This window comes from Actinosynnema sp. NPDC053489 (assembly GCF_044544865.1).
Taxonomy (GTDB): domain Bacteria; phylum Actinomycetota; class Actinomycetes; order Mycobacteriales; family Pseudonocardiaceae; genus Actinosynnema.
The window spans coordinates 502,257-523,988 of the sequence record NZ_JBITXT010000005.1; the positions used below are offsets into that span (position 1 = coordinate 502,257).

Genomic DNA, 21,732 nt, shown 5'->3' on the forward strand with positions numbered 1-21,732 from the left:
CGCCTAGGAGTCGGCGCATGCCTGTCATATCGACGCCCCAGGAGTTCAACGTGGACGACCTCTACGTGGACCTCCGGCGGCTCTCCGGCCACCCGCTGTACCTGAAGTGCGAAGGGTTCAACTTCGCCGGGTCCATCAAGCTCAAGGCCGCCAACGAGATGGTGTCCGCGGCCGTGCGCGCCGGCACCCTCCGGGAGGGCGACACCCTGGTGGAGAGCTCGTCGGGCAACCTCGGGGTGGCGTTGGCCCTGGTGGCGGCGAGCCGCGGCTACGGGTTCCTGTGCGTCACCGACGCCCGCTGCAACCTCGCCACCCGGCAGCTCATGGAGGCGCTGGGCGCGCGGGTCCACGTCGTCACCGAGCCCGACCCGCGGACCGGCTACCTCGGCGCCCGCATCCGGTTCGTGCGGCAGAAGAGCGAGGAAGAGGGCTACGTGTGGCTCAACCAGTACGCCAACCCGGCGAACTGGATGGCGCACTACCAGACCACCGGCCCGGAGATCCTCAAGAGCTTCCCCGACGTCGACGTGGTGTTCATCGGCGCGGGCAGCACCGGCACGCTGATGGGCTGCGCGCGCTACTTCAGGGACACCAAGCCGTCGGTGCGGATCGTCGCGGTCGACGCGGTCGGCTCGGTCACCTTCGGCACGCCCGCGCAGCCGCGGATGGTGCCGGGACTGGGCACCAGCGTCCGCCCGGCGCTGCTCGACGAGTCCTACGTGGACGAGGTGCTGCACGTCGCGGAGCGCGACACCGTGCGCGCCTGCCGGACCCTGCTGCGGCACGGGTTCCTGTTCGGCGGCTCGACCGGCACGGTGCTGTCCGGTGCGACCGGGTGGCTCGACCGCAACCGGCCCGACGGCGACGTCACGGCGGTCGCCATCGCGCCCGACCTCGGCGACCGGTACCTGGACACCGTCTACCACGACCAGTGGGTCGCGGACATCTACGGCGCGGACCTGCTCGGCGACCAGCTCGCCGCGGCCGATCCCGCGACGCTTGCGAGGAGACTGCCATGACCGAAGCGGTGGACCTGCCCCTCTCCGCCGGACAGGCCGAGATCTGGTTCGACGAGAAGCTCAACGGGCGGGGCGTCGCTTACAACTCGGCGGGCTACCTCGACATCCGGGGTCCCCTGGACGTGGCCGCCCTGGTCGCCGCCGCCCGGGGCATGGTCGACGAGGCCGAGTGCACGCGGACCCGGTACGTCGAGGTGGACGGCGCGCCCCGGCAGGTCGTGACCGAACTGCCGGAGCTGCCCCTGGTCGAGCTGGCGCTGACCGCCGACGAGGCGGCCGACTGGATGCGCGCCGACCTGGCGACGCCGTTCTCGCTGGACGAGTTCCCGCTGTTCCGGCTCGCCGTGATCAAGGTCGCCGAGGACCGGCACTTCTTCTACATGCGCATCCACCACCTGCTGTGCGACGGGTACAGCCAGGTGGTGTTCTGGCGCCGGCTCGCCGAGCTGTACGCCGGTGTCGAGGGCACGCCGATCCCGCCGCTGAGCGCGCTGCTGGACGCTGAGCGCGCCTACGAGGAGTCGGCGGCGTCCGGCAGGGACAAGGACTTCTGGGCCGGCGCGTTCGACGAGACGCCCGACCTGGTCAGCCTGTCCACGCGCACCGCACCCGGCCCCGAGGTGCGCGGCTTCCTGCGCCGCACCGGCGTGCTGTCGAAGGACACCGCGCAGGCGCTGCGGGAGCTGGCGAGCCGGTCGGCGTCCACGTGGCCCGCCGTGGTGCTGTCCGCGGTCGCCGTCTACACCCAGCGCCTGACCGGCGCCGGCGACGTGCTGCTCACCCTGCCCGCGACCGCCCGGATGGGCGCGACCATGCGCGCGGTGCCCGGGATGGTGGCCAACTACCTGCCGCTGCGCGTCCGCGTGCGCCCGCACGAGACCCGCGCCGAGCTGCTGCGCGGCACGTCCCGCGAGCTGGCCAAGGCGCTCAAGCACCAGCGCTACCGGGTGAGCCGCATCCGCCGGGGCATGGGGCTGGCCGGCGACGACCGGCGGCCGTTCGGCCCCTTCGTCAACATCCTGCCGCAGCAGACGACGTTCCCGCTCGGCGAGTGCGAGGTCGAGGTCGACAACCTGTCGACCGGGCTCGTCGAGGACCTGATGCTGACCGTGGTGGACGCGCCCGACGGCGGGCTGCAGGTCCACCTCAACGGCAACCCCGAGCTGTACACCGACGAGGAGGCGCGGGAGCACCTGGCCCGCTTCACCGCGTTCCTCGACCGGTTCGCGCGCGCCGCCGACGACGAGCCGCTGGCCCGGCTGGACGTGCTGGACCCGGCCGAGCGGGCGGCGTGGCTCGGCGCGACGACCGGCGCGACCCGGCCGGACTCGTTCACCGACGTGGTGGAGCGGGTCCGCGCGTTCGCCGAACGGCGCCCGCACGCCGTCGCGGTGGTGGAGGACGACTTCGACGTCACCTACGCCTCCCTCGTGGCACGGGCGAGCGCGTTGTCGCGCAGGCTCGTCGGCTCCGACCTCGTCGGCGTGCTGGCCGCGCCCGGAGCCGGGTTCGTCTCGGCGGTGCTGGGCGTGCTCGGCGCCGGCGCCGCCTACGTCCCGCTGGACACCCGCGCGCCCGCCGTGCGGACGGCGGAGCTGGTGCGGGACAACGGGATCCGGGTGCTCGTCGTCGACCCCGCCCACCGCGGGCCGGCCGAGGAGCTCGGCGTCGAGGCCGTCGTGCTGGACGGCGCCGAGGACACCGACCTCGCGCCCGTGCTCGGCGGACCGGACGACCTGGCGTACGTGATCTTCACGTCCGGGTCGACGGGCAAGCCCAAGGGCGCGATGGTGCACCGGCGCGGCATGGTCAACCACCTGCTGGCCAAGGTCGAGGACCTCGACCTGACCGACCGCGACAGCGTGGTGCAGAACGCGCCGCTGACGTTCGACATCTCGGTGTGGCAGATGCTCGCGCCGCTGGTCGCGGGCGGCCGGGTGCGGGTGGTCGGCCGGGACACCGCCGCCGACCCCGACCAGCTGTTCGGCCTGGTCGCCGACGAGCGGGTCAGCGTGCTGGAGCTGGTGCCGTCGCTGCTGCGGGCCGCGCTGGACGCGTGGGACGTGGTGCAGGCGCGGCCCAAGCTGCCCTCGCTGCGGCACCTCGTGGTGACCGGCGAGGCGCTGCCGCCCGACCTGTGCCTGCGCTGGTTCGCCCGCTTCCCGACCGTGTCGCTGGTCAACGCCTACGGCCCCACCGAGTGCTCCGACGACGTGACGCACGCCTTCGTCGCGGTCGAGGACGCGGCGGGCACCACGCGGGTGCCCATCGGCCGCGCGGTCCGCAACACCACCCTGTACGTGCTGGGCGACGACCTGAGCCCGGTGCCCACCGGCGTGCCCGGCGAGCTGTACGTCGGCGGCGTCGGCGTCGGCCGCGGCTACCTCGGCGACCCCCGGCGCACCGCGGCGGCGTTCGTCGCCGACCCGTTCGGCGATCCCGCGTCCGGAACCGGCCGCATGTACCGCACCGGCGACCGCGTGGTGCGGCGCGAGGACGGCCAACTGGAGTTCGTGGAGCGCCGCGACCACCAGGTCAAGGTGCGCGGGCACCGGATCGAGCTGGGCGAGGTCGAGACGACCCTGCGCGGCCTGTCGGGCATCGCCGACGCCGCCGTGCGGGTGGCGGCCGATCCCTCCGGCGGCAAGCGGCTCGTCGGGTACGTGGTGGCCGCCGACGGCAGGCACCCGGGCGACCTGCGGGCCCGGCTCGCCGAGGTGCTGCCCGAGCACCTGGTGCCGTCGGCGTTCGTGGAGCTGCCCGCCCTGCCGCTGACCGCGCACGGCAAGGTCGACCGCAAGGCGCTGCCGGAGCCCGACTTCGCCGCCGGCGCGTCCCGCGCGCCGCGCACGCCCCGGGAACGGGTGCTGTGCGAGGTCGTCGCCGAGGTGCTGGGCCTGCGCGACGTCGGACCCGACGACGACTTCTTCACCCTGGGCGGCGACAGCATCAGCTCCATCCAGGTGGTCAGCCGCGCCCGCCGCGCCGGCCTCGTGTTCACCTCCCGCGACGTGCTCCGGCACCGCACGCCCGCCGCGCTCGCCGCGGTGGCCGCCGACGCGCACGGCCCCGCCGTCGCCGCGGACGACGGCGTCGGCGAGGTCGAGCTGACGCCCATCGCGCACCAGCTGCGGGAGGACCTCGCCGAGCTGACCGACGTCACCCGCCAGTACAGCCAGCACGTCGTGCTGCACGTGCCCACGGGGCTGGACGCGGTGAAGCTGGCCGGCGCGGTGCAGACCGTGCTCGACCACCACGACGCGCTGCGCGCCAGGCTCTCGGTGCCCCTGCCCGGCCTGTGGTCGCTGGAGGTGCTGCCGGTCGGCGCGATCCGCGCCACCAAGCTCGTCCGCCGGGCGCAGCCTGCCGAGTCCGACGACCTGGACCGGGCGGTGGCCGGGGAGGTGGCCCGCGCGCGGGCGGCGCTCGCGCCCGAGGAGGGCCGCGTGCTCCAGGCCGTGCTGGTGGACTCCGGTGTCGAGGCCCGGCTGGTGCTGGTGGTCCACCACCTGGTGGTGGACGGCGTCACGTGGCGCATCCTGGTGCCCGACCTGGTCGACGCGCTGGCCGGCACGCCGTTGCAGCCCGTCGGCACGTCCTACCGGCGCTGGTCGAAGGTGCTCGCCGAGCACGCCCGCGCGAGCACCCGGGTCACCGAGCTGCCGCTGTGGACCGCGCAGGTGCGCCCCGGCGACGTGCCGCTGGGCGACCGCCCGCTCGACCCCGCCCGCGACACCTACGGCACCGCGCGGTCCCTGCGGCTCGTGCTGCCGACGGAGCCGACGGCCGCCCTGCTGACCCGGGTGCCCGCCGCCTTCCACGCCGAGATCAACGACGTGCTGCTGGCCGGGCTCGCCGTCGCGGTCGCCGACTGGCGGCGGCGCAGGCTGGGCGCGTCCGACTCCGCGGTCCTGGTCGAGGTCGAGGGGCACGGCCGCGAGCAGGTCGTGGACGAGCTGGACCTCTCCCGCACGGCGGGCTGGTTCACCAGCGCCTTCCCGCTGCGCGTCGACCCGGGCGAGCTGGACCGCGCCGACCTGTGGGCCGGCGGCACGAGCGCCGGCACGGCCGTCAAGCGGGTCAAGGAGCAGCTGCGCGCCCTGCCCGACCGCGGCATCGGCTTCGGCCTGCTGCGCTACCTCAACCCGCAGACCGTCGGCGCGCTGGCCCGGTTCGCCACGCCGCAGATCGGGTTCAACTACCTGGGCCGGTTCACCGCGGGCCGGGGCGACGCCTGGTCGCTGGACGCGGCCACGGCCATCGGCACGGGCGTGCACCCGGACATGCCGCTGCGGCACGTCCTGGCCGTCACCCCGGTCACCGAGGACGGCCCGCACGGGCCGAACCTGGTCGCCGACTGGCTGTGGGCCGACGGGCTGCTGTCCGAGGCCGACGTCGAGGACGTCGCCCGCACCTGGTTCCGCGCCCTGGAGGCGTTCGTCGAGCACGTCGCGCTGCCCGGCGCGGGCGGGCACAGCCCGTCCGACTTCGACCTGGTCGACCTGACCGAGCCCGAGATCGCCGACCTGGAGCGCGAGACCGGCGCGGTGCTGGACGTGCTGCCCCTGTCGCCGCTGCAGAAGGGCCTGCTGTTCCAGGCCGAGTTCGACCGCGACGGCGCCGACGTCTACACCCTCCAGGTCGTCGTGGACGTCGAGGGCGAGCTGGACCTGCGGGCGTTCCGCGCCGCCGCCGAGGCGCTGCTGCGCAGGCACCCGAACCTGCGCGCGTCGTTCCACTCCCGCCCGTCCGGCGACGCGGTGCAGGTGATCCCCGCCGCCGCGGCCCTGCCCTGGGAGGAGGTCGACCTCACCGGCATGGACGCCGACGACGCGGCGCGCGAGCTGGCGCGGCTCACCGACGCCGACTGGGTGCGCCGCTTCGACATGGCCGACCCGCCGCTGCTGCGGTTCACCGCGGTCCGGCTGGCCGGCGACCGGTTCCGGCTGATCTGGGCCGTGCACCACATCCTGGTGGACGGCTGGTCGATGCCGATCTTCGCCCGCGAGCTGTTCACCCTCACGGCCAACGGCGCGGACCCGACCGCGCTGCCGCCGGTCGCGCCGTCGCGCGGCTACCTGGAGTGGCTGGCCCGGCAGGACGGGGACGCCGCGCGCGAGGCGTGGCGGACGGCCCTGGCCGGCGTGGAGGACGCGACCCGGATCGGCCCGGTCGAGCGGCCCCGCGTCACCGAACCGCCCGCGTCGCTGGTCGTGGACCTGCCCGAGGACTTCACCCGCCGGCTGTCGGGCTGGGCGCGGGCGCGCGGCCTGACGCTGAACACCGTCATGCAGGGCGCGTGGGCGATCCTGCTCGGCCGCCTCACCGGCCGGCGGGACGTGGTGTTCGGCGCGGTGCACTCCGGCCGGCCGGTGGACCTGCCCGGCATGGAGTCGATGGTCGGCCTGTTCCTCAACACCCTGCCGGTGCGGGTGCGGCTGGACCCGGCCGCGTCCGCGGCCGACCTGCTGGCCCGGGTGCAGGACGAGCAGTTCGACCTGACCCCGCACCACTTCCTCGGGCTGGCCGAGGTGCAGCAGCTGGTCGGCGTCGGCGAGCTGTTCGACACCGTGGTCAGCTTCCACAACTACCCGATGGACACCGACGGCCTGTCCGGGATCGTCCCCGGCGTCCGGCTGACCGGCGCCGAGGGCAGGCTGGTGGCCGAGTACCCGTTCGCGCTGTCGGTCTACCCGGGCCGCGAGGTGCGGCTGCTGGCCCAGTACCGGTCCGACGTCTTCGACGAGGACCACATCCGGTCCGTGGTCGACCGCTTCACGCGCCTGCTGCACACGCTGGTCGAGGAGCCCGACGTCCGCGTCGGGCGGATCGACCTGCTCTCCGCCGACGAGCGCGACCTCGTCCTGGACGAGTGGGGCGGCGCGATCGCGCCCGTGCCGGACGTCGTGGTCACCGACCTGTTCGAGGCGCGCACCGCCGCCGCGCCCGACTCGACCGCGGCCGTCTTCCAGGGCACGCGCCTGTCCTACGCCGAGCTGAACGCCCGCGCGAACCGGCTGGCCCGGATGCTCGTCGCCCGGGGCGTCGGACCCGAGGGCGTGGTCGCGCTGGCCCTGCCGCGGTCGCTGGAGATGCTGGTCGCGGTCCTGGCGGTGCTCAAGGCGGGCGCGGCCTACCTGCCGATCGACGCCAAGTACCCGGCCGACCGGGTCGACTTCCTCCTCGCCGACGCCACGCCGAGCGTGCTGCTGTCCACCGCGGACGTCGCCGCCACCCTGGACGTGGCCGTCGAGGTGGTCGCCCTCGACGCGATCGACCTGAGCGGCTTCCCCGACGGCGACCTCACCGACGACCACCGCGTCGCGCCGCTGCGCCCGGGGCACCCCGCCTACGTCATCCACACCTCCGGCTCCACCGGCACGCCCAAGGGCGTCGTGGTCGACCACGCGGGCTTCGTCGCGATGGTGCTCAGCCTGATCGACAAGTTCGACGTCACCCCCGACACGCGGGTGCTGCAGTTCGCCTCCTACAGCTTCGACGCCACGGTGTGGGAGATGGGCCTGGCGCTGTGCGGCGGCGGCACGGTCGTGGTCGCCGGCGACGACGCGCGCGGCCCCGGCCAGGCGCTGATCGACCTGATCAACGACAACCGGGTGAACCTGGCCGCGCTGCCGCCGGTGGTGGCGGGCGGCATGCCCGAGGGCACCGTGCTGCCCGCCGACCTGACCATGGTCGTGGCGGGCGAGGCGTGCCCGCCGGAGGTGGTGGCGCGCTGGTCGGTCACCCACCGCATGTTCAACGGCTACGGGCCCACCGAGTCGGTGCTGGCCGCCACGGTCGGCGGGCCGCTGTCGCCGGGCGGTCGCCCGCCCATCGGCAGGCCCACCGCCGCGCACCGCGTGTACGTGCTGGACCCGCTGCTCCAGCCGGTGCCGGTCGGCGTCACGGGCGAGCTGTACGTCAGCGGCGGCCTCGCCCGCGGCTACCTCGACCGGCCGGGCCTGACCGCCCAGCGCTTCGTCGCCGACCCGTTCGGCGGTCCGGGCGCGCGCATGTACCGCACCGGCGACCTGGTGAAGTGGCACCCGGACGGCCAACTGGACTACCTGGGCCGCGCCGACGACCAGGTGCAGCTGCGCGGGTTCCGGATCGAGCTGGGCGAGGTCGAGTCCGCGCTGCTGGCGCACGAGGGCGTGGCCCTCGCCGCCGCCGTCGTGCGCGAGGACGAGGAGGGCGACCGCAAGCTCGTCGCCTACGTCGTCACCCACGGGGGCGGGGCGGTGCCCGCCGGCCTGCGCGAGCGGCTGGTCGAGGCGCTGCCCGAGTACATGGTGCCCTCGGCGATCGTCGTGCTGGACGAGCTGCCGCTGACCACGCAGGGCAAGCTGGACCGCAAGGCGCTGCCGGCGCCCGACTTCGCGGGCCAGTCCCGCGGCCGCGGCCCGCGCAACCCGGTCGAGGAGATCCTCTGCGGGGTCTTCGCCGACGTGCTGCAATTGCCCCGGGTCGGCATCGACGACGACTTCTTCGCCCTGGGCGGGCACTCCCTGCTGGCCACCAAGGTGATCAGCCGGGCGCGGGCCGCGCTGGGCGTGGAGCTGCCGATCCGGGCGCTGTTCGAGGCCCGCACGGTCGCGGGCGTCGCCGAGCAGGTCGCCGCCGCGTCCGACGCCCGCCCGCCGCTGCGGCCGTTCCCGCGCGACGAGCGCATCCCCCTGTCGTTCGCCCAGCGGCGGCTGTGGTTCCTGGACAGGTTCGAGGACGGCGCGACCGGCACCTACAACGTGCCGATGGCCGTGCGGCTGTCCGGCGACCTCGACCTGCCCGCGCTGCGGGGCGCGCTGCGCGACCTGGTGCAGCGGCACGAGGTGCTGCGGTCGGTGTTCCCGGACGTCGAGGGCACGCCGTACCAGCGCGTGGTGGACGTGCCCGCCGACTACCCGGAGCTGCCGCTGACCCGGCTGCCCGAGGCGGAGCTGCCCGACGTGCTCACCGCCGAGGCCGACCGCGGCTTCGACCTGGCGACCGAGCCGGTGCTGCGGGCGCGGCTGTTCGGTGTCGCGCCCTCGGAGCACGTGCTGCTGCTGGTGTTCCACCACATCGCCTTCGACGGCTGGTCGATCGCGCCGCTGGTCAAGGACCTGGCCACGGCCTACCGGGCGCGGGTGGCGGGCACGCGGCCCGACTGGGCACCACTGGCCGTGCAGTACGCGGACTACGCGCTGTGGCAGCGGGAGCTGCTCGGCGACGAGCACGACACCGGGAGCCTGCTGTCGCGCCAGCTCGCCTACTGGACCCGGGCGCTGGAGGGCGTGCCGGAGGAGCTGGAGCTGCCCACCGACTTCCCCCGGCCCGCCGTGAGCGCCTACGACGGCGACGAGCTGCGGTTCGAGGTCGACGCCGAGCTGTACCGGCGGGTGGTCGCGCTGGCCCGCGAGGCGGGCGCGAGCGTGTTCATGGTGTTCCAGGCCGCGCTGTCGGCGCTGCTGACCAAGCTCGGCGCGGGCACCGACATCCCGCTGGGCACGCCCACCGCCGGCCGCGCGGACGACGAGCTGGGCGAGCTGATCGGCTTCTTCGTCAACACGCTGGTGCTGCGCACCGACACCAGCGGCGACCCGACGTTCCAGGAGCTGCTGCGCCGGGTGCGCGAGACGAACCTCGCCGCCTACCAGCACCAGGACGTGCCGTTCGAGCACCTGGTCGACAAGCTCAACCCGGAGCGGTCGCTGAACAAGCAGCCGCTGTTCCAGGTCATGCTGGCGCTGCAGACCGGTGACGACGTCCCGCTGCACCTGCCGGGCCTGTCCGGGCGGGTCGAGCCGGTGCGCTCCCAGCGAGCCAAGTTCGACTTCACCGTGCTGCTGGAGGAGCGCTACGCCGAGGGCGTCCCGACCGGGATGCACGGCGTGCTGGAGTACAGCACCGAGCTGTTCACCGAGGACTCGGCGCGCCGGCTCGCCGACCGCCTGGTCGCGTTCCTGCGCACGGTGGTGGCCGACCCGGCCGCGCCGCTGAGCCGGGTCGACGTGCTCGACCCGGCCGAGCGGGAGCGCGTGCTGGCCGCCGGCACCGGCCCGGTCCGGCCGCAGCCCTACGAGGGCGTGGTCGAGCGGGTCCGCCGGCTGGCGCTGGAACGGCCCGACGCGGTGGCCGTGGTGGACGACCGCGGCGCCGTCACCTACGCCGAGCTGGTGGGCCGGGCGAGCGCCTTCTCCCGGCGGGTCGGCGACGGGCTGACCGCGGTGCTCGCGGCGCCGGGCGTCGGCTTCGTCACCGCCGTGCTGGGCGTGCTGGGCGCGGGCGGCGCGTACGTGCCGCTGGACGTGCAGGCGCCGGTCGCCCGCGTCGCCGCGCTGCTGGCCGACAGCGGCGCGCGGCGGCTGGCCGTGGACGAGGCGCACCTCGACCTGGCCCGGGAGGTCGCCGGCGGGGTCGAGGTGGTGCTGCTCGACGACGCGGTGGACGCGGACCTGGCCCCGGCCCTCGGCGAGCCCGACGACCTCGCGTACGTGATCTTCACGTCCGGGTCGACGGGCAAGCCCAAGGGCGCGATGGTGCACCGCCGGGGCATGGTGAACCACCTGTGGTGCAAGGTGGACGACCTGGAACTGTCCTCTTCGGACCGGATCGTGCACAACGCGCCGGTCACGTTCGACATCTCGGTGTGGCAGATGCTCGCCGCGCTGGTGGTGGGCGGCCGGGTCCGGGTCGTCGGGCGCGACACCGCCGTGGACCCGAACGCGTTGTTCGCCGCGGTGCCCGACGAGGGCGTGACCGTCCTGGAGGTCGTGCCGTCCCTGCTGCGCGCCGCGCTCGACGCCTGGGACATCACCGAGGAGGCGCCGCGGCTGCCCGGCCTGCGGTGGCTGGTCGTCACCGGCGAGGCGCTGCCGCCCGACCTGTGCCACCGCTGGTTCGCCCGCTACCCGGGCATCCCGCTGGTCAACGCCTACGGCCCCACCGAGTGCTCCGACGACGTGACCCACGCCGTCATCCGGCACGGCGACCCGCTCGGCGACGCCCGCGTGCCGATCGGCCGCCCGGTCCGCAACACCCGGCTGTACGTGCTGGGCGACGACCTGCGGCCGGTGCCCGCCGGCGTGGCGGGGGAGCTGTACGTCGGCGGCGTCGGCGTCGGCCGCGGCTACCTGGGCGACCGCGCCCGGACCGCGGTCACGTTCCTCGGCGACCCGTTCGGCGAGCCCGGCGCCCGCATGTACCGCACGGGCGACCGGGTGGTGCTGCGGCCGGACGGCCGGCTGGAGTTCCTGGAGCGCCGCGACCACCAGGTCAAGGTCCGCGGCCACCGCATCGAGCTGGGCGAGGTCGAGGCCGCGCTGCGCGCCGTGCCCGAGGTGGGCGACGCGGCCGTGGCCGTCGGCGCCGACCAGGGCGGCCACAAGCGGCTCATCGGCTACGTCGTCGCCGCGCCGGGCGTGACGCCGGACGTCACCGCGGTCCGCGAGGCGCTGGGCGGCGTGCTGCCCGACTACATGGTCCCGGCCGCGATGGTGGTGCTCGACGCCCTGCCCCTCACGCCCAACGGCAAGGTGGACCGCAAGGCGCTGCCCGAGCCCGACCCGGCGGCGGGCGCCAGGGGGCGCGGTCCGCGCACCCCGGTCGAGGAGATCCTCAGCGGCGTCTTCGGCGAGGTGCTCGGCACCGCCGAGGTCGGCGTGGAGGACGACTTCTTCGAGCTGGGCGGCCACTCGCTGCTGGCCACCCGGGTCGTCAGCCGCATCCGCACGGTGCTCGACGTGGAGCTGCCGGTGCGGGCGCTGTTCGAGGCCCGCACGGTCGCGGGCCTGGCCCGGCTGGTCGCCGGCGCGGACCGGGCCCGGCCCGCGCTGCGACCGGTCGAGCGCTCCGGCGACGAGGGCCTGCCGCTGTCGTACGCGCAACGCCGGCTGTGGTTCCTCAACCAGCTCGAGGAGGGCTCCACCGGCACCTACAACATCCCGCTGGCGGTGCGGCTGACCGGCGCGCTGGACGTGGCCGCGCTCGGCGCGGCCGTGGACGACGTGGTGGCCCGCAACGAGATCCTGCGCACCGTCTTCCCCGACGTGGACGGCGTGCCGTACCAGCGGGTGCTGCCCGCCCGGCCCGGCGCGCTGGCGGTGGGCCGCGCGGACGACGTGGCGGCCACCCTCGCCGAGGAGGTGGACCGGGGCTTCGACCTCGGCGTCGAACCCGGCCTGCGGGCCCGCCTGTACGAGGTGGGGGAGCAGGAGCACGTGCTGCTGCTGGTGTTCCACCACATCGCGTTCGACGGCTGGTCGACCGCGCCGCTGGCCCGCGACCTCGCCACCGCCTACGCGGCCCGCCGCACGGGCGGGGCGCCGTCGTGGCAGCCGCTGCCCGTGCAGTACGCGGACTACGCGGTGTGGCAGCGGCAGTGGCTGGGCGACGAGCACGACCCCGGCAGCGTGCTGGCCGAGCAGCTGGCCTACTGGACGCACGCGCTGGCCGACCTGCCCGAGGAGCTCGACCTGCCGACGGACTTCCCCCGGCCGGCGGTCAGCGACCACGAGGGCGACGTGCACCAGTTCGCCGTGCCGCCCGAGCTGCACGCGGGGCTGCTCGCGCTGTCCCGCGAGACCGGCGCCAGCGTGTTCATGCTCGTGCAGGCGGCGGTGTCGGCCCTGCTGACCAAGCTCGGCGCGGGCACCGACATCCCGCTGGGCAGCCCCATCGCCGGCCGCACCGACGAGGCGCTGCACGACATGGTCGGCTTCTTCGTCAACACGCTGGTGCTGCGCACCGACACCAGCGGCGACCCGACGTTCCACGAGCTGGTGCGCCGGGTCCGCGACGCCGACCTGGCCGCCTACGCCCACCAGGACCTGCCGTTCGAGTACCTGGTGGAGGCGCTGAACCCGACCCGGTCGCTGTCGCGCCACCCGCTGTTCCAGGTGATGCTGGCGTTCCAGAACGACGACGACGCCACCGAGGCGCTCCCCGGCGTGCACGCCGCCGTGGAGCCGATGAAGGCCGAGCGGTCCAAGTTCGACCTGACGTTCGACCTGGTCGAGCGGCAGATCGACGGCGTGCCGGCCGGCCTGGACGGCGTGCTGGCCTACCGCACCGACCTGTTCCGCCGGGCCACGGTCGACGCGATCGCCCAACGCCTGGTCAGGGTGCTCACCGCCGTGGTGGCCGACCCGGACGCCCCGCTGAGCGACGTCGACGTGCTCAGCCCCGCCGAGCGGCACCGCATCCTGGTCGAGTGGAACGACACCGCGCGCCGGTTCGACCGCGCGCTCGTGCCCGACGTGGTGGCCGACCGCACCAAGCAGATCCCCGGCGTCACCGCCGTGGTCGGCGCGGGCGGCGAGCTGACCTACCGGCAGCTCGGCGCGCGGTCCAACCGGCTCGCGCGGGAGCTGATCCGGCGCGGCGCGGGCCCGGAGAAGATCGTGGCCATCGCCGTGCCGCGGTCGGCCGACCTGGTGGTGGCGGCGCTCGCGGTGCTCAAGTCCGGCGCCGCGTTCCTGCCCGTCGACCCCGGGCACCCGGCCGACCGCGTCCGGCTCACCCTGGACGACGCCCGCCCGACCCTGGTGATCACCACCAGCGGCACGGAACTGCCCCACGACGGCACGCCGAGGCTCCTCCTCGACGCGCCCGAGGTGGACCGGCTGCTGCGCGGCCGGGGCGGCGCGGCCGAGCTGACCGACCGCGACCGGCTCGCGCCGCTGCGGCCCGAGCACCCGGCGTACGTGATCTACACGTCGGGTTCGACCGGCCGGCCGAAGGGCGTGGTGGTCCCGCACCGGGCCCTGCGCAACCTCATCGCCGACATGCGGCTGCGGCTGGCGATGAGCCGCGACGACCGGCTGCTGGCCGTGACCACGTTCGGCTTCGACATCTCCGTCCTGGAGCTGTTCGTGCCGCTGGTCTCGGGCGCGACCCTCGTCGTGGCCGACCGCGAGGTGGTGCGCGACCCGGTCGCGCTGGGCGCGGCCGTGGTCGACTCGCGGGCCACCGTCATGCAGGCCACGCCGAGCCTGTGGCAGGCGCTCGTCGAGGCCGACCCGGGGGCGCTGCGCCGGCTGCGGGTGGTGCTCACCGGCGGCGAGGCGCTCAGCGAGTCGCTGGCCGCGTCGCTGCGCGAGCACGCGCACGACGTGCGCAACGTGTACGGGCCGACGGAGACCACGATCTGGTCCACGGTGGCCGAGGTCGACGGCGGCAGGCCGACCATCGGCAAGCCGATCGCCAACACCAGGGTGTACGTGCTCGACCACGCGCTGCGGCCGGTCCCGGTCGGCGTGCCGGGCGAGCTGTACATCGGCGGCGAGGGCCTGGCGCGCGGGTACCACGGGCGCACCGCGCTGACCGCCGACCGGTTCCCCGCCGACCCGTTCGCCGGGGCGGGGGAGCGGATGTACCGCACCGGCGACGTGGTCCGGTGGGACGCCGACGGCGAGATCGAGTTCCTGGGCCGCCGCGACCACCAGGTCAAGGTGCGCGGGTTCCGGATCGAGCTGGGCGAGGTGGAGGCGGCGCTGCGGGCCGTGCCGGAGGTCGCGGACGCCGTCGTGGTGGCCGCGCGCGGCAGGCTCGTCGGCTACCTCGTGCCCGTCGCGGGCGCCGAGGTGCCGCCGCCCGCCGTCGTGCGCCGCCGGGTCGGCGAATCGCTGCCGGACTACATGGTCCCGTCGGCGCTGGTGGCGCTGGAGCGGTTCCCGCTCAACACCAACGGCAAGGTCGACCGCGCCGCGCTGCCGGCGCCCGACCTCGCCGACCGCGCACCGTCGCGGGAGCCGGGGACCGCCGCGGAACGGGTGCTGTGCGACGTGTTCGCCGACGTCCTCGGCGTGCCGTCGGTGCGGGTGGACGACGACTTCTTCGAGCTGGGCGGGCACTCGCTGCTGGCCACGGGCGTGGTGAGCCGGGCGCGCAAGGCCGGGCTGCGGTTCACCATCGCGGACGTCTTCGTGCACAAGACCGCGGCCGGGCTCGCCTCGGTCGCCGAGGTGGGCGACGCGCCGTCCGCGGGCGCCTCGGCGGTGGCCCGGGTGTTCGACGAGGTCCGCGCGCTGGAGCACGGGGACGAGCCGCTCGACCCGTTCGCCACCGTGCTGCCGATCCGGCCGACGGGGTCGAGGCCGCCGCTGTTCGTGCTGCACAGCGGCCTGGGGTCGAGCCTGCCGTACGTGGGCCTGGCCCGCGCGATCGACCCGGACGTGCCGATCTACGGCATCCAGTCGCCCAGCGTCGGCGGCCTCGCGCCGCTGCCGGGGTCGATCGGGGCGGTGGCGGCCGAGTACGTCGGGCACCTCAAGTCCGTGCAGCCCGAGGGGCCCTACCACCTGCTGGGCTGGTCGTTCGGCGGCGTGCTGGCGCACGAGATGGCCGTGCGGCTGCAGGCGGGCGGCGACGAGGTCGCGCTGGTCGTGAACCTCGACGGCTACCCGCACCGGCCCGGCGGCGCGGGCGACACCCCGGCGGGCGCCGGGGACGACGAGGGGTCGCAGGGCGAGCTGCTGCTGCGCGTGATGGAGCAGATCGGCCACGACCGGCGCGAGTTCGCGGGCCGCGACCTCACGCCCGGCGACGTGGTGGAGGTGCTGCGCCGCGACCGGCACCCGTTGGCGGAGCTGGGCGAGGAGCGGCTGCTGGCCGTGCTCGCGGTGGTCCGCAACCACGGCCGGATCATGGAGACCTTCACCCCGGCCACCCTGCGCGGCGACCTGGTGCTGTTCTCCGCCACCGCGGACCGGACCGAGGACGAGGTCGCCGCGCTGGCCGACACCTGGACGTCCCACGTGGACGGACGGGTGCGCGTGCACCGCGTCCCGTGCGGGCACGAGTACATGATGCACCCCGAACCGCAGGCGCTGATCGGCGCGGCGGTCGCGGACGAGCTCCGCCGGGTGCAGGGCAACCACACCGGGGAGGCACGACCGTGACCACGTTGGACATCCCGCCCTCGGCGGCACCGCCGCTGGCGACCGCGACCGAGGTGCTGGCCATCGCGGGCCGGCGGTTGCGGCGGCTGCGCCGCAACCCCGGCCGGCTGGTCGGCATCACCCTCAACCCCCTGATCACCATGGTCGCGCTGGGGTACCTGTTCTCCAGCGCCATCCAGATCCCGGGCAGCACCAACTACATCGAGTTCATCTTCGCGGGCGTCGTCATGCAGGGCGCGCTGGCCGCCGTCGGCCCGACCGCCATCGCGGTGGCGCTGGACGTGCAGGGCGGCCTGGTCGACCGGTTCCGGTCGCTGCCGATCTCCCGGTCGGCCGTGCTGATCGGGCACGTGCTGGCCGACCTGCTGATCAGCATGATCGGCCTGGTGGTCGTGGTCGCGTTCGGCCTGCTGTTCGGCTGGCGCCCGCACAACGGCGTCCTGCCGACGCTGGCCGGCTTCGGCCTCGTCGCGGTGTTCACCTTCACCGTGCTGTGGGTCGGCGTGCTGCTGGGCATGGCGATGGACAACCTGGAGACCATCGAGTCGGTCGGCGGCCTGGTCGCGGTGGTGTTCTCGTTCCTGTCCACCGGCTTCCTGTCCGTGGACAAGCTGCCCGGCTGGATCCAGCCCATCGCCCAGTGGAACCCGGTCAGCTCGGTGATCAGCGCCTGCCGCGACCTGTGGGGCAACGCCTCGCCGACCGGCACCGGCTTCCCGGCCGAGAACCCGACCCTGGTGATCCTCGTGTCGCTGGGCCTGCTGTTCCTGGTCACGTCCGTGCTGAGCGTCCGCCGCTACCGCAACTCCTGAGAGGACCGCACCGCGCGATGATCGCCGACCCCGCCACCCTGGACCTCGCCGACCCGCAGACGTTCCTGGACGTCGACCTCCCCGAGCTGTGGCGGCGCCTGCGCGCCGAGAGCCCGGTGCACTGGAACCCGCCGCGCGGCGACAACCCCGGCTTCTGGGTGGTGACCCGCCACGCCGACTGCCTCACCGCCTACAAGGACAACAAGAACCTCACCTCCGAGCGCGGCAACGTGCTCACCACGTTGTTGCAGGGCCACGACTCCGCGTCCGGCAAGATGCTCGCCGTCACCGACGGCGAGCACCACCGGGCGGTGCGCAACCTCATGCTCAAGTCGTTCTCGCCGCGGTTGCTGCAGTCGGTGGCGGAGCAGGTCCGGGCGCGCACCAGGGCGCTGCTGACCGAGGCGATCGAGCGCGGGTCGTGCGACTTCGCCACCGACGTGGCCGACCACATCCCGATCAACACGATCGGCGACCTGATGGACGTGCCCGCCGCGGACCGGCCCAGGCTCGTGGACTGGAACAACCGGACGCTGAGCCGCCTCAGCTCCGAGGACAGCCAGCTGGACGAGTGGCTGGCGCGCAACGAGATCCTGCTCTACTTCACCGACCTGGCCGACCAGCGCCGCCGCAGCCCCGGCGACGACGTGCTCAGCGCGTTGGCCAACGGCCTCGTGGACGGCGCACCGCTGCCCGAGGACGAGGTCGTGTTCAACTCCTACAGTCTGATCCTGGGCGCGGACGAGTCGAGCCGCATGTCCTCCATCGGCGCGATCCTCGCCCTGGCCGAGAACCCCGACCAGTGGCGCGCCCTCAAGGACGGCGACGTCTCGATCGGCACCGCCACCGAGGAGGTGCTGCGCTGGACCACGCCCGCGATGCACTTCGGCCGCCGCGCGGTGGCCGACGTCGAGCTGGGCGGGCGGACCATCCGCGACGGCGACGTGGTCACCATGTGGAACAGCTCCGCGAACTTCGACGAGGACGTGTTCGCCGACCCGGCCCGGTTCGACCTGGGCCGCACGCCCAACCGGCACATCGCGTTCGGCTTCGGGCCGCACTTCTGCCTCGGCGCCTACCTGGGGCGCGCGCACGTGTCCTCGGTGCTGGAGGGGCTGCGCGACCTGGTGGGCGAGATCCACGTCGAAGGACCGCCCACCCGCCTGTACTCCAACTTCGTCCACGGCTACAGCAGCCTGCCCGTGCGGCTGTCGCCGAGCTCCTGAGCGCATCACCGATCCGTCAGCGCCCGGTCAGCGCGGGCCGCGAGCATTGGCCCACTGGGGGCCCCATCCGCCCGAGGGTACGGAGAGCCGAATGACGAACCCCTTTGACGACCAGGACGGCAGCTTCCTCGTGCTGGTGAACGACGAAGGCCAGCACTGCCTCTGGCCGGCGTTCGCGGAGGTCCCCGCCGGGTGGACCGTCGCGCTCGGAGAGTCGACGCGCGAGGCGGCCCTGTCCTACGTGGAGGACCACTGGACCGACATGCGACCGCGCAGCCTGCGCGAGTCCGGCGCGGTCGAGAGCAGGGCGAGCTGATGGACCTCGCCATCGAAGTCACCGGGCTGCGCAAGACCTACGACAGGACCGAGGCGCTGCGCGGCATCGACCTGAGCGTCCGCACCGGGTCGGTGCTGGGCCTGCTCGGCCCCAACGGCGCGGGCAAGACCACCGCGGTGCGGGCGCTGGCCACCCTCCTGGTGCCCGACGGCGGCCAGGCCAGGGTCGCCGGGTTCGACGTGGTCGCGCAGCCGCGCGAGGTGCGCCGCCGGATCGGCCTGGCCGGGCAGAACGCGGCCGTGGACGAGCTGCTGACCGGCCGGGAGAACCTGGTGCTGCTGGGCAGGCTGCTGCACCTGGGCGGCGCGGGCGCGCGGCGCCGGGCCCAGGAGCTGCTGGAGCGCTTCGACCTCGTCGGCGCGGGCGACCGGCCGGTCGGCACCTACTCCGGTGGCATGCGCCGCCGCCTCGACCTGGCCAGCTGCCTGGTCGGCAGGCCGCGGGTGCTGTTCCTGGACGAGCCGACCACCGGGCTGGACCCGGCCAGCAGGCAGTCGCTGTGGAACACCGTGCGCGGCCTGGTCGCCGACGGCATGACCGTGCTGCTGACCACCCAGTACCTGGAGGAGGCCGATTACCTGGCGGACCAGATCGTGGTCATCGCCTCCGGTCAGGTCATCGCCGACGGCACCCCCGACGAGCTCAAGCGCAAGGTCGGCCAGGAGTGGCTGGAGGTCGCCGTCGCGCTGCCCGACCGGGTGCCCGCCGCGGTCGGCGTGCTCGCGCCCCTGGCCGTGGACGAGCCGACCACCGACCCGGCCAAGGGCCTGGTCAAGCTCCAACTGCGCGACGGCATGGACGGCATCGCCGCCGCCGCCGTCGCCCTGCGGGACGCGGGGGTGGACGTCGCGGACTTCGCGCTGCGCCGCCCGACCCTCGACGACGTGTTCTTCAACCTCGTCGGCCACCAACCCCACAGCTGAGAGAGGACCCGACCGTGCACCTGCGCATCCCGAACTTCGCGGGCAGCCGCGCGCTGTCGATGACCAGGCACGACGTCCCCGCGTCGCCGGGGGTGCGAACATGATCGAAGCCCTGCTCCGCGCGGCGCACGTGGTCGTCGTGCTCGCGGTCGTGCTGGTCGCGGCCTACCTGGGTCGGGTCGCGGCCCGCGCGACGCGGCAGCCCGAGGTCGTCGGCGAGATCCTGGCGGGCATCCTGGTGGTGCCCGCGGTGCTCGCGGTCGGCGGCGCGCCCGCCCTGGCGGCGGTGCTGCCCACCGACGTGGTGAGCCCGTTGAAGGTGCTGGGCCAGGTCGGCCTGGTGCTGTTCCTGGTCGGCGTGGCCCACGAGCTGCGACACGGCGGCACCACTCTCGGCGCCCGCGCGGTCGGCTGGGTGACCGTCGGCGCGTTCGTGCCCGCCCTGCTGACCGGCCTGGTGATGGCCGCGTGGGTGGTCTGGGTGGCCGACCCGGACCTGCGCGGCGACGCCCCGACGGCGGCCCTGGTGCTGATGGTCGCGGTCGCGTTGAGCGTCACCGCGGTGCCCGTGCTGGCCCGCGTGCTGCGCGACCGCGGGATGACCGACACCCGGTCGGGCCGGCTGGCCATGGCGTCGGCCGTGGTGACCGACTCGGCGGCGTGGGTGCTGCTGGTCCTGGCGATCGGCATCTCCGGCGGCGTGCTGGTGTCCCTGGCCCTGGTGGGCGTCGGGGCCGCGGTGACCGCGGTCGGCCGGGTCGCGCTGCGCGGCAGGGTGCCGACGGCGCTGGCCGAGCGCTTCCCCGCGCTCACGGCGGCGGCCGTCGCCGCCGTGGCGCTGCTGGCGGCCTTCGAGTTCGAGCACCGGGGGCTGACCGCCGTGTTCGGCGCGTTCGCGGTCGGCCTGGCCGTGCCCGGCGGGGTGTGGTCCCGGGCCGTGCACCTGGTGATGACGACGGGCCGGCTGCTGGTGCCCGTGTTCTTCGTGGTGGCGGGCATGGGCGTGGCGAACGCGCCGCGCGGCTCCGTGCCGTGGGCCGCCATCCTCGTCGCCGTGGCGCTCGCCGTCGTCGGCAAGGTCGGCGGCGGCTACGCCGGCGCGCGCCTGGCCGGCGAGGACCGCCGCACGGCGGTGAAGGTCGGCGTGCTGGTCAACACCCGCGGCCTGACCGAGATCGTCGTGCTCCAGGCCGGGTACAGCGCCGGGCTGCTGTCCGCGCGGCTGTTCCTGGCCCTCGTGGTGATGGCGTTGGCGACGACCGGCCTGACCGGTCCGCTGCTCTCCCTCATCGAACGCACCCGCGCCCCGCGGGACGTGCCGGTACCCGAGCTGCCCGGGAGCAGGTCATGACCCAGTCGCTGCCCGCGATCGAGATCGCGGAGTTCCGCACCCTGATGTCGCACTTCCCGACCGGCGTCGCCATCATCACCACGACCGCCGAGGACGACTCCCCGCGCGGCATGACCGTGTCCTCGGTGTGCAGCGTCACGCTGTCGCCGCCGACGCTGCTGGTGTGCCTGCGCACCGGCAGCCCGACCCTGGACGCCGTGCTGGCCCGCGGCGCGTTCGCGGTGAACTTCCTGCACGGCGACGCCAAGCCCGTGGCGGAGCTGTTCGCCTCCGGCGCTCCCGACCGCTTCGACCTCATCCCGTGGCGGCTGCCGCCGACCGCCGGCGGCCCGCACCTGGTGCAGGACGCGCACGCGGTGGCCGACTGCAACGTCAGCCGCACCGAGGCCGTGGGCGACCACACGGTGGTGTTCGGCGAGGCGTTCCGGGTGGTGCGCGAGCAGGGCCACCTGCCGCTGCTCTACGGCCTGCGCGAGTACCGGGTCTGGCGGGCCGAGCAGGGGTAGGGCTGGCCTTACCGGCAGTTGGAGAGCCACGATCGCCCCGGCGGCCCCTGTCGCCGGGGCGGCGGCCCACTAGCCTCGGGAGGGTGGCCCGGTTCTCCCCAGTCATCGCCAGGAACGCGCCGGAGAACTTCGACCTGTGGCCGGTGTCCGGCGGCGACGGCCCGTGGGTGCACCTGGACGGGACGGTGGACCACGACGACGTCGGCGCGGTCCTGTGCGCGATGTACCTGGACAGCGGGGGCGGGGCGGCGCGCACGGCGGACGCGGCGGTGCACGAGCTGATCGGCTTCGACACCCTGTTCGGGCGCGGCGGCCTGCTGCTCGACGGCGGTGACGGCGTGCGCGCCGAACCCGGTGGCAGCGACCTGTGCGAGTGGCGCACGTGGCTGCACGCGCTCCACCGCGCGCCGGTCGACCTGGGGCACCCGCCGGCGCCGTGGGTCGAGTACGTCGCCGACGACGTGGTGCGGGTGTGGGTGGACGAGGGGCGTGACGTGCCGCACGTCGACGTGCCGCAGCGCGCGCTGCCGGCGATGCTGCGCGCCGCCCAGCGCGACCTGGTCGACTTCCTCGGCCCGCTGCGCAGCTGGGCCGGCGTCCACTCGCCGCGCCAGGTGGAGCTGCTGGTCGCGAGCGTGGACGCCGGCCTCCAGATCACCGAACCGCTGCCGCTCTAGCC

At 74.7% G+C, this 21,732-nt stretch carries 9 protein-coding genes; all 9 read left to right on the plus strand.

The genetic code is table 11. From position 1 onward, the window contains the following. The first annotated feature begins 17 nt into the window (after positions 1–17). The 9 genes from sbnA to ACIGNX_RS14715 all read left to right on the plus strand — a co-directional run bounded on the left by sbnA (position 18) and on the right by ACIGNX_RS14715 (position 21,730). On the plus strand, positions 18–1,019 hold the full coding sequence (gene sbnA / locus ACIGNX_RS14675; protein ID WP_396540060.1) for a 2,3-diaminopropionate biosynthesis protein SbnA: 1,002 nt from the start codon (positions 18–20) through the stop codon (positions 1,017–1,019). Next, the gene (locus ACIGNX_RS14680; protein ID WP_396540062.1) at positions 1,016–15,898 is read left to right on the plus strand and encodes an amino acid adenylation domain-containing protein; all 14,883 of its coding nucleotides are present in this window, start codon (positions 1,016–1,018) and stop codon (positions 15,896–15,898) included. The genes sbnA and ACIGNX_RS14680 overlap by 4 nt, the downstream gene beginning before the upstream one ends. Further along, a complete protein-coding gene (locus ACIGNX_RS14685; protein WP_396540064.1) occupies positions 15,895–16,710 on the plus strand; it encodes an ABC transporter permease in 816 nt (271 codons plus the stop codon). Before ACIGNX_RS14680 ends, ACIGNX_RS14685 begins: the two co-directional genes overlap by 4 nt. 17 nt (positions 16,711–16,727) lie before the next feature. Next, positions 16,728–17,936, plus strand: a complete 1,209-nt coding sequence (locus ACIGNX_RS14690; protein WP_396540066.1) for a cytochrome P450 — start codon at positions 16,728–16,730, stop codon at positions 17,934–17,936. 91 nt (positions 17,937–18,027) lie between these two features. Beyond that, positions 18,028–18,252 carry an MbtH family protein gene (locus ACIGNX_RS14695; RefSeq protein WP_396540068.1) on the plus strand — a complete coding sequence of 75 codons (225 nt, stop codon included), beginning with the start codon at positions 18,028–18,030 and terminating at the stop codon, positions 18,250–18,252. Beyond that, positions 18,252–19,196, plus strand: coding sequence for an ATP-binding cassette domain-containing protein (locus ACIGNX_RS14700; RefSeq protein WP_396540070.1), 945 nt, complete (start codon positions 18,252–18,254; stop codon positions 19,194–19,196). Before ACIGNX_RS14695 ends, ACIGNX_RS14700 begins: the two co-directional genes overlap by 1 nt. Before the next feature lie 100 nt (positions 19,197–19,296). After that, positions 19,297–20,547: a cation:proton antiporter gene (locus tag ACIGNX_RS14705; RefSeq protein ID WP_396540071.1), complete on the plus strand. Its 1,251-nt coding sequence runs from the start codon at positions 19,297–19,299 to the stop codon at positions 20,545–20,547. Beyond that, positions 20,544–21,053: a flavin reductase family protein gene (locus ACIGNX_RS14710; RefSeq protein ID WP_396540073.1), complete on the plus strand. Its 510-nt coding sequence runs from the start codon at positions 20,544–20,546 to the stop codon at positions 21,051–21,053. Before ACIGNX_RS14705 ends, ACIGNX_RS14710 begins: the two co-directional genes overlap by 4 nt. Positions 21,054–21,136: 83 nt before the next feature. After that, entirely contained in the window at positions 21,137–21,730 is a 594-nt protein-coding gene (locus ACIGNX_RS14715; protein ID WP_396540075.1) for a hypothetical protein, read from the plus strand. Positions 21,731–21,732 lie beyond the last annotated feature (2 nt).

Bases quoted from the DNA above. Each gene is read 5' to 3' on its own strand.
- sbnA (WP_396540060.1), top strand. From the start codon at position 18: ATGCCTGTCATATCGACGCCCCAGGAGTTCAACGTGGACGACCTCTAC.
- ACIGNX_RS14680 (WP_396540062.1), top strand. From the start codon at position 1,016: ATGACCGAAGCGGTGGACCTGCCCCTCTCCGCCGGACAGGCCGAGATC.
- ACIGNX_RS14690 (WP_396540066.1), top strand. From the start codon at position 16,728: ATGATCGCCGACCCCGCCACCCTGGACCTCGCCGACCCGCAGACGTTC.
- ACIGNX_RS14695 (WP_396540068.1), top strand. From the start codon at position 18,028: ATGACGAACCCCTTTGACGACCAGGACGGCAGCTTCCTCGTGCTGGTG.
- ACIGNX_RS14700 (WP_396540070.1), top strand. From the start codon at position 18,252: ATGGACCTCGCCATCGAAGTCACCGGGCTGCGCAAGACCTACGACAGG.
- ACIGNX_RS14705 (WP_396540071.1), top strand. From the start codon at position 19,297: ATGATCGAAGCCCTGCTCCGCGCGGCGCACGTGGTCGTCGTGCTCGCG.
- ACIGNX_RS14710 (WP_396540073.1), top strand. From the start codon at position 20,544: ATGACCCAGTCGCTGCCCGCGATCGAGATCGCGGAGTTCCGCACCCTG.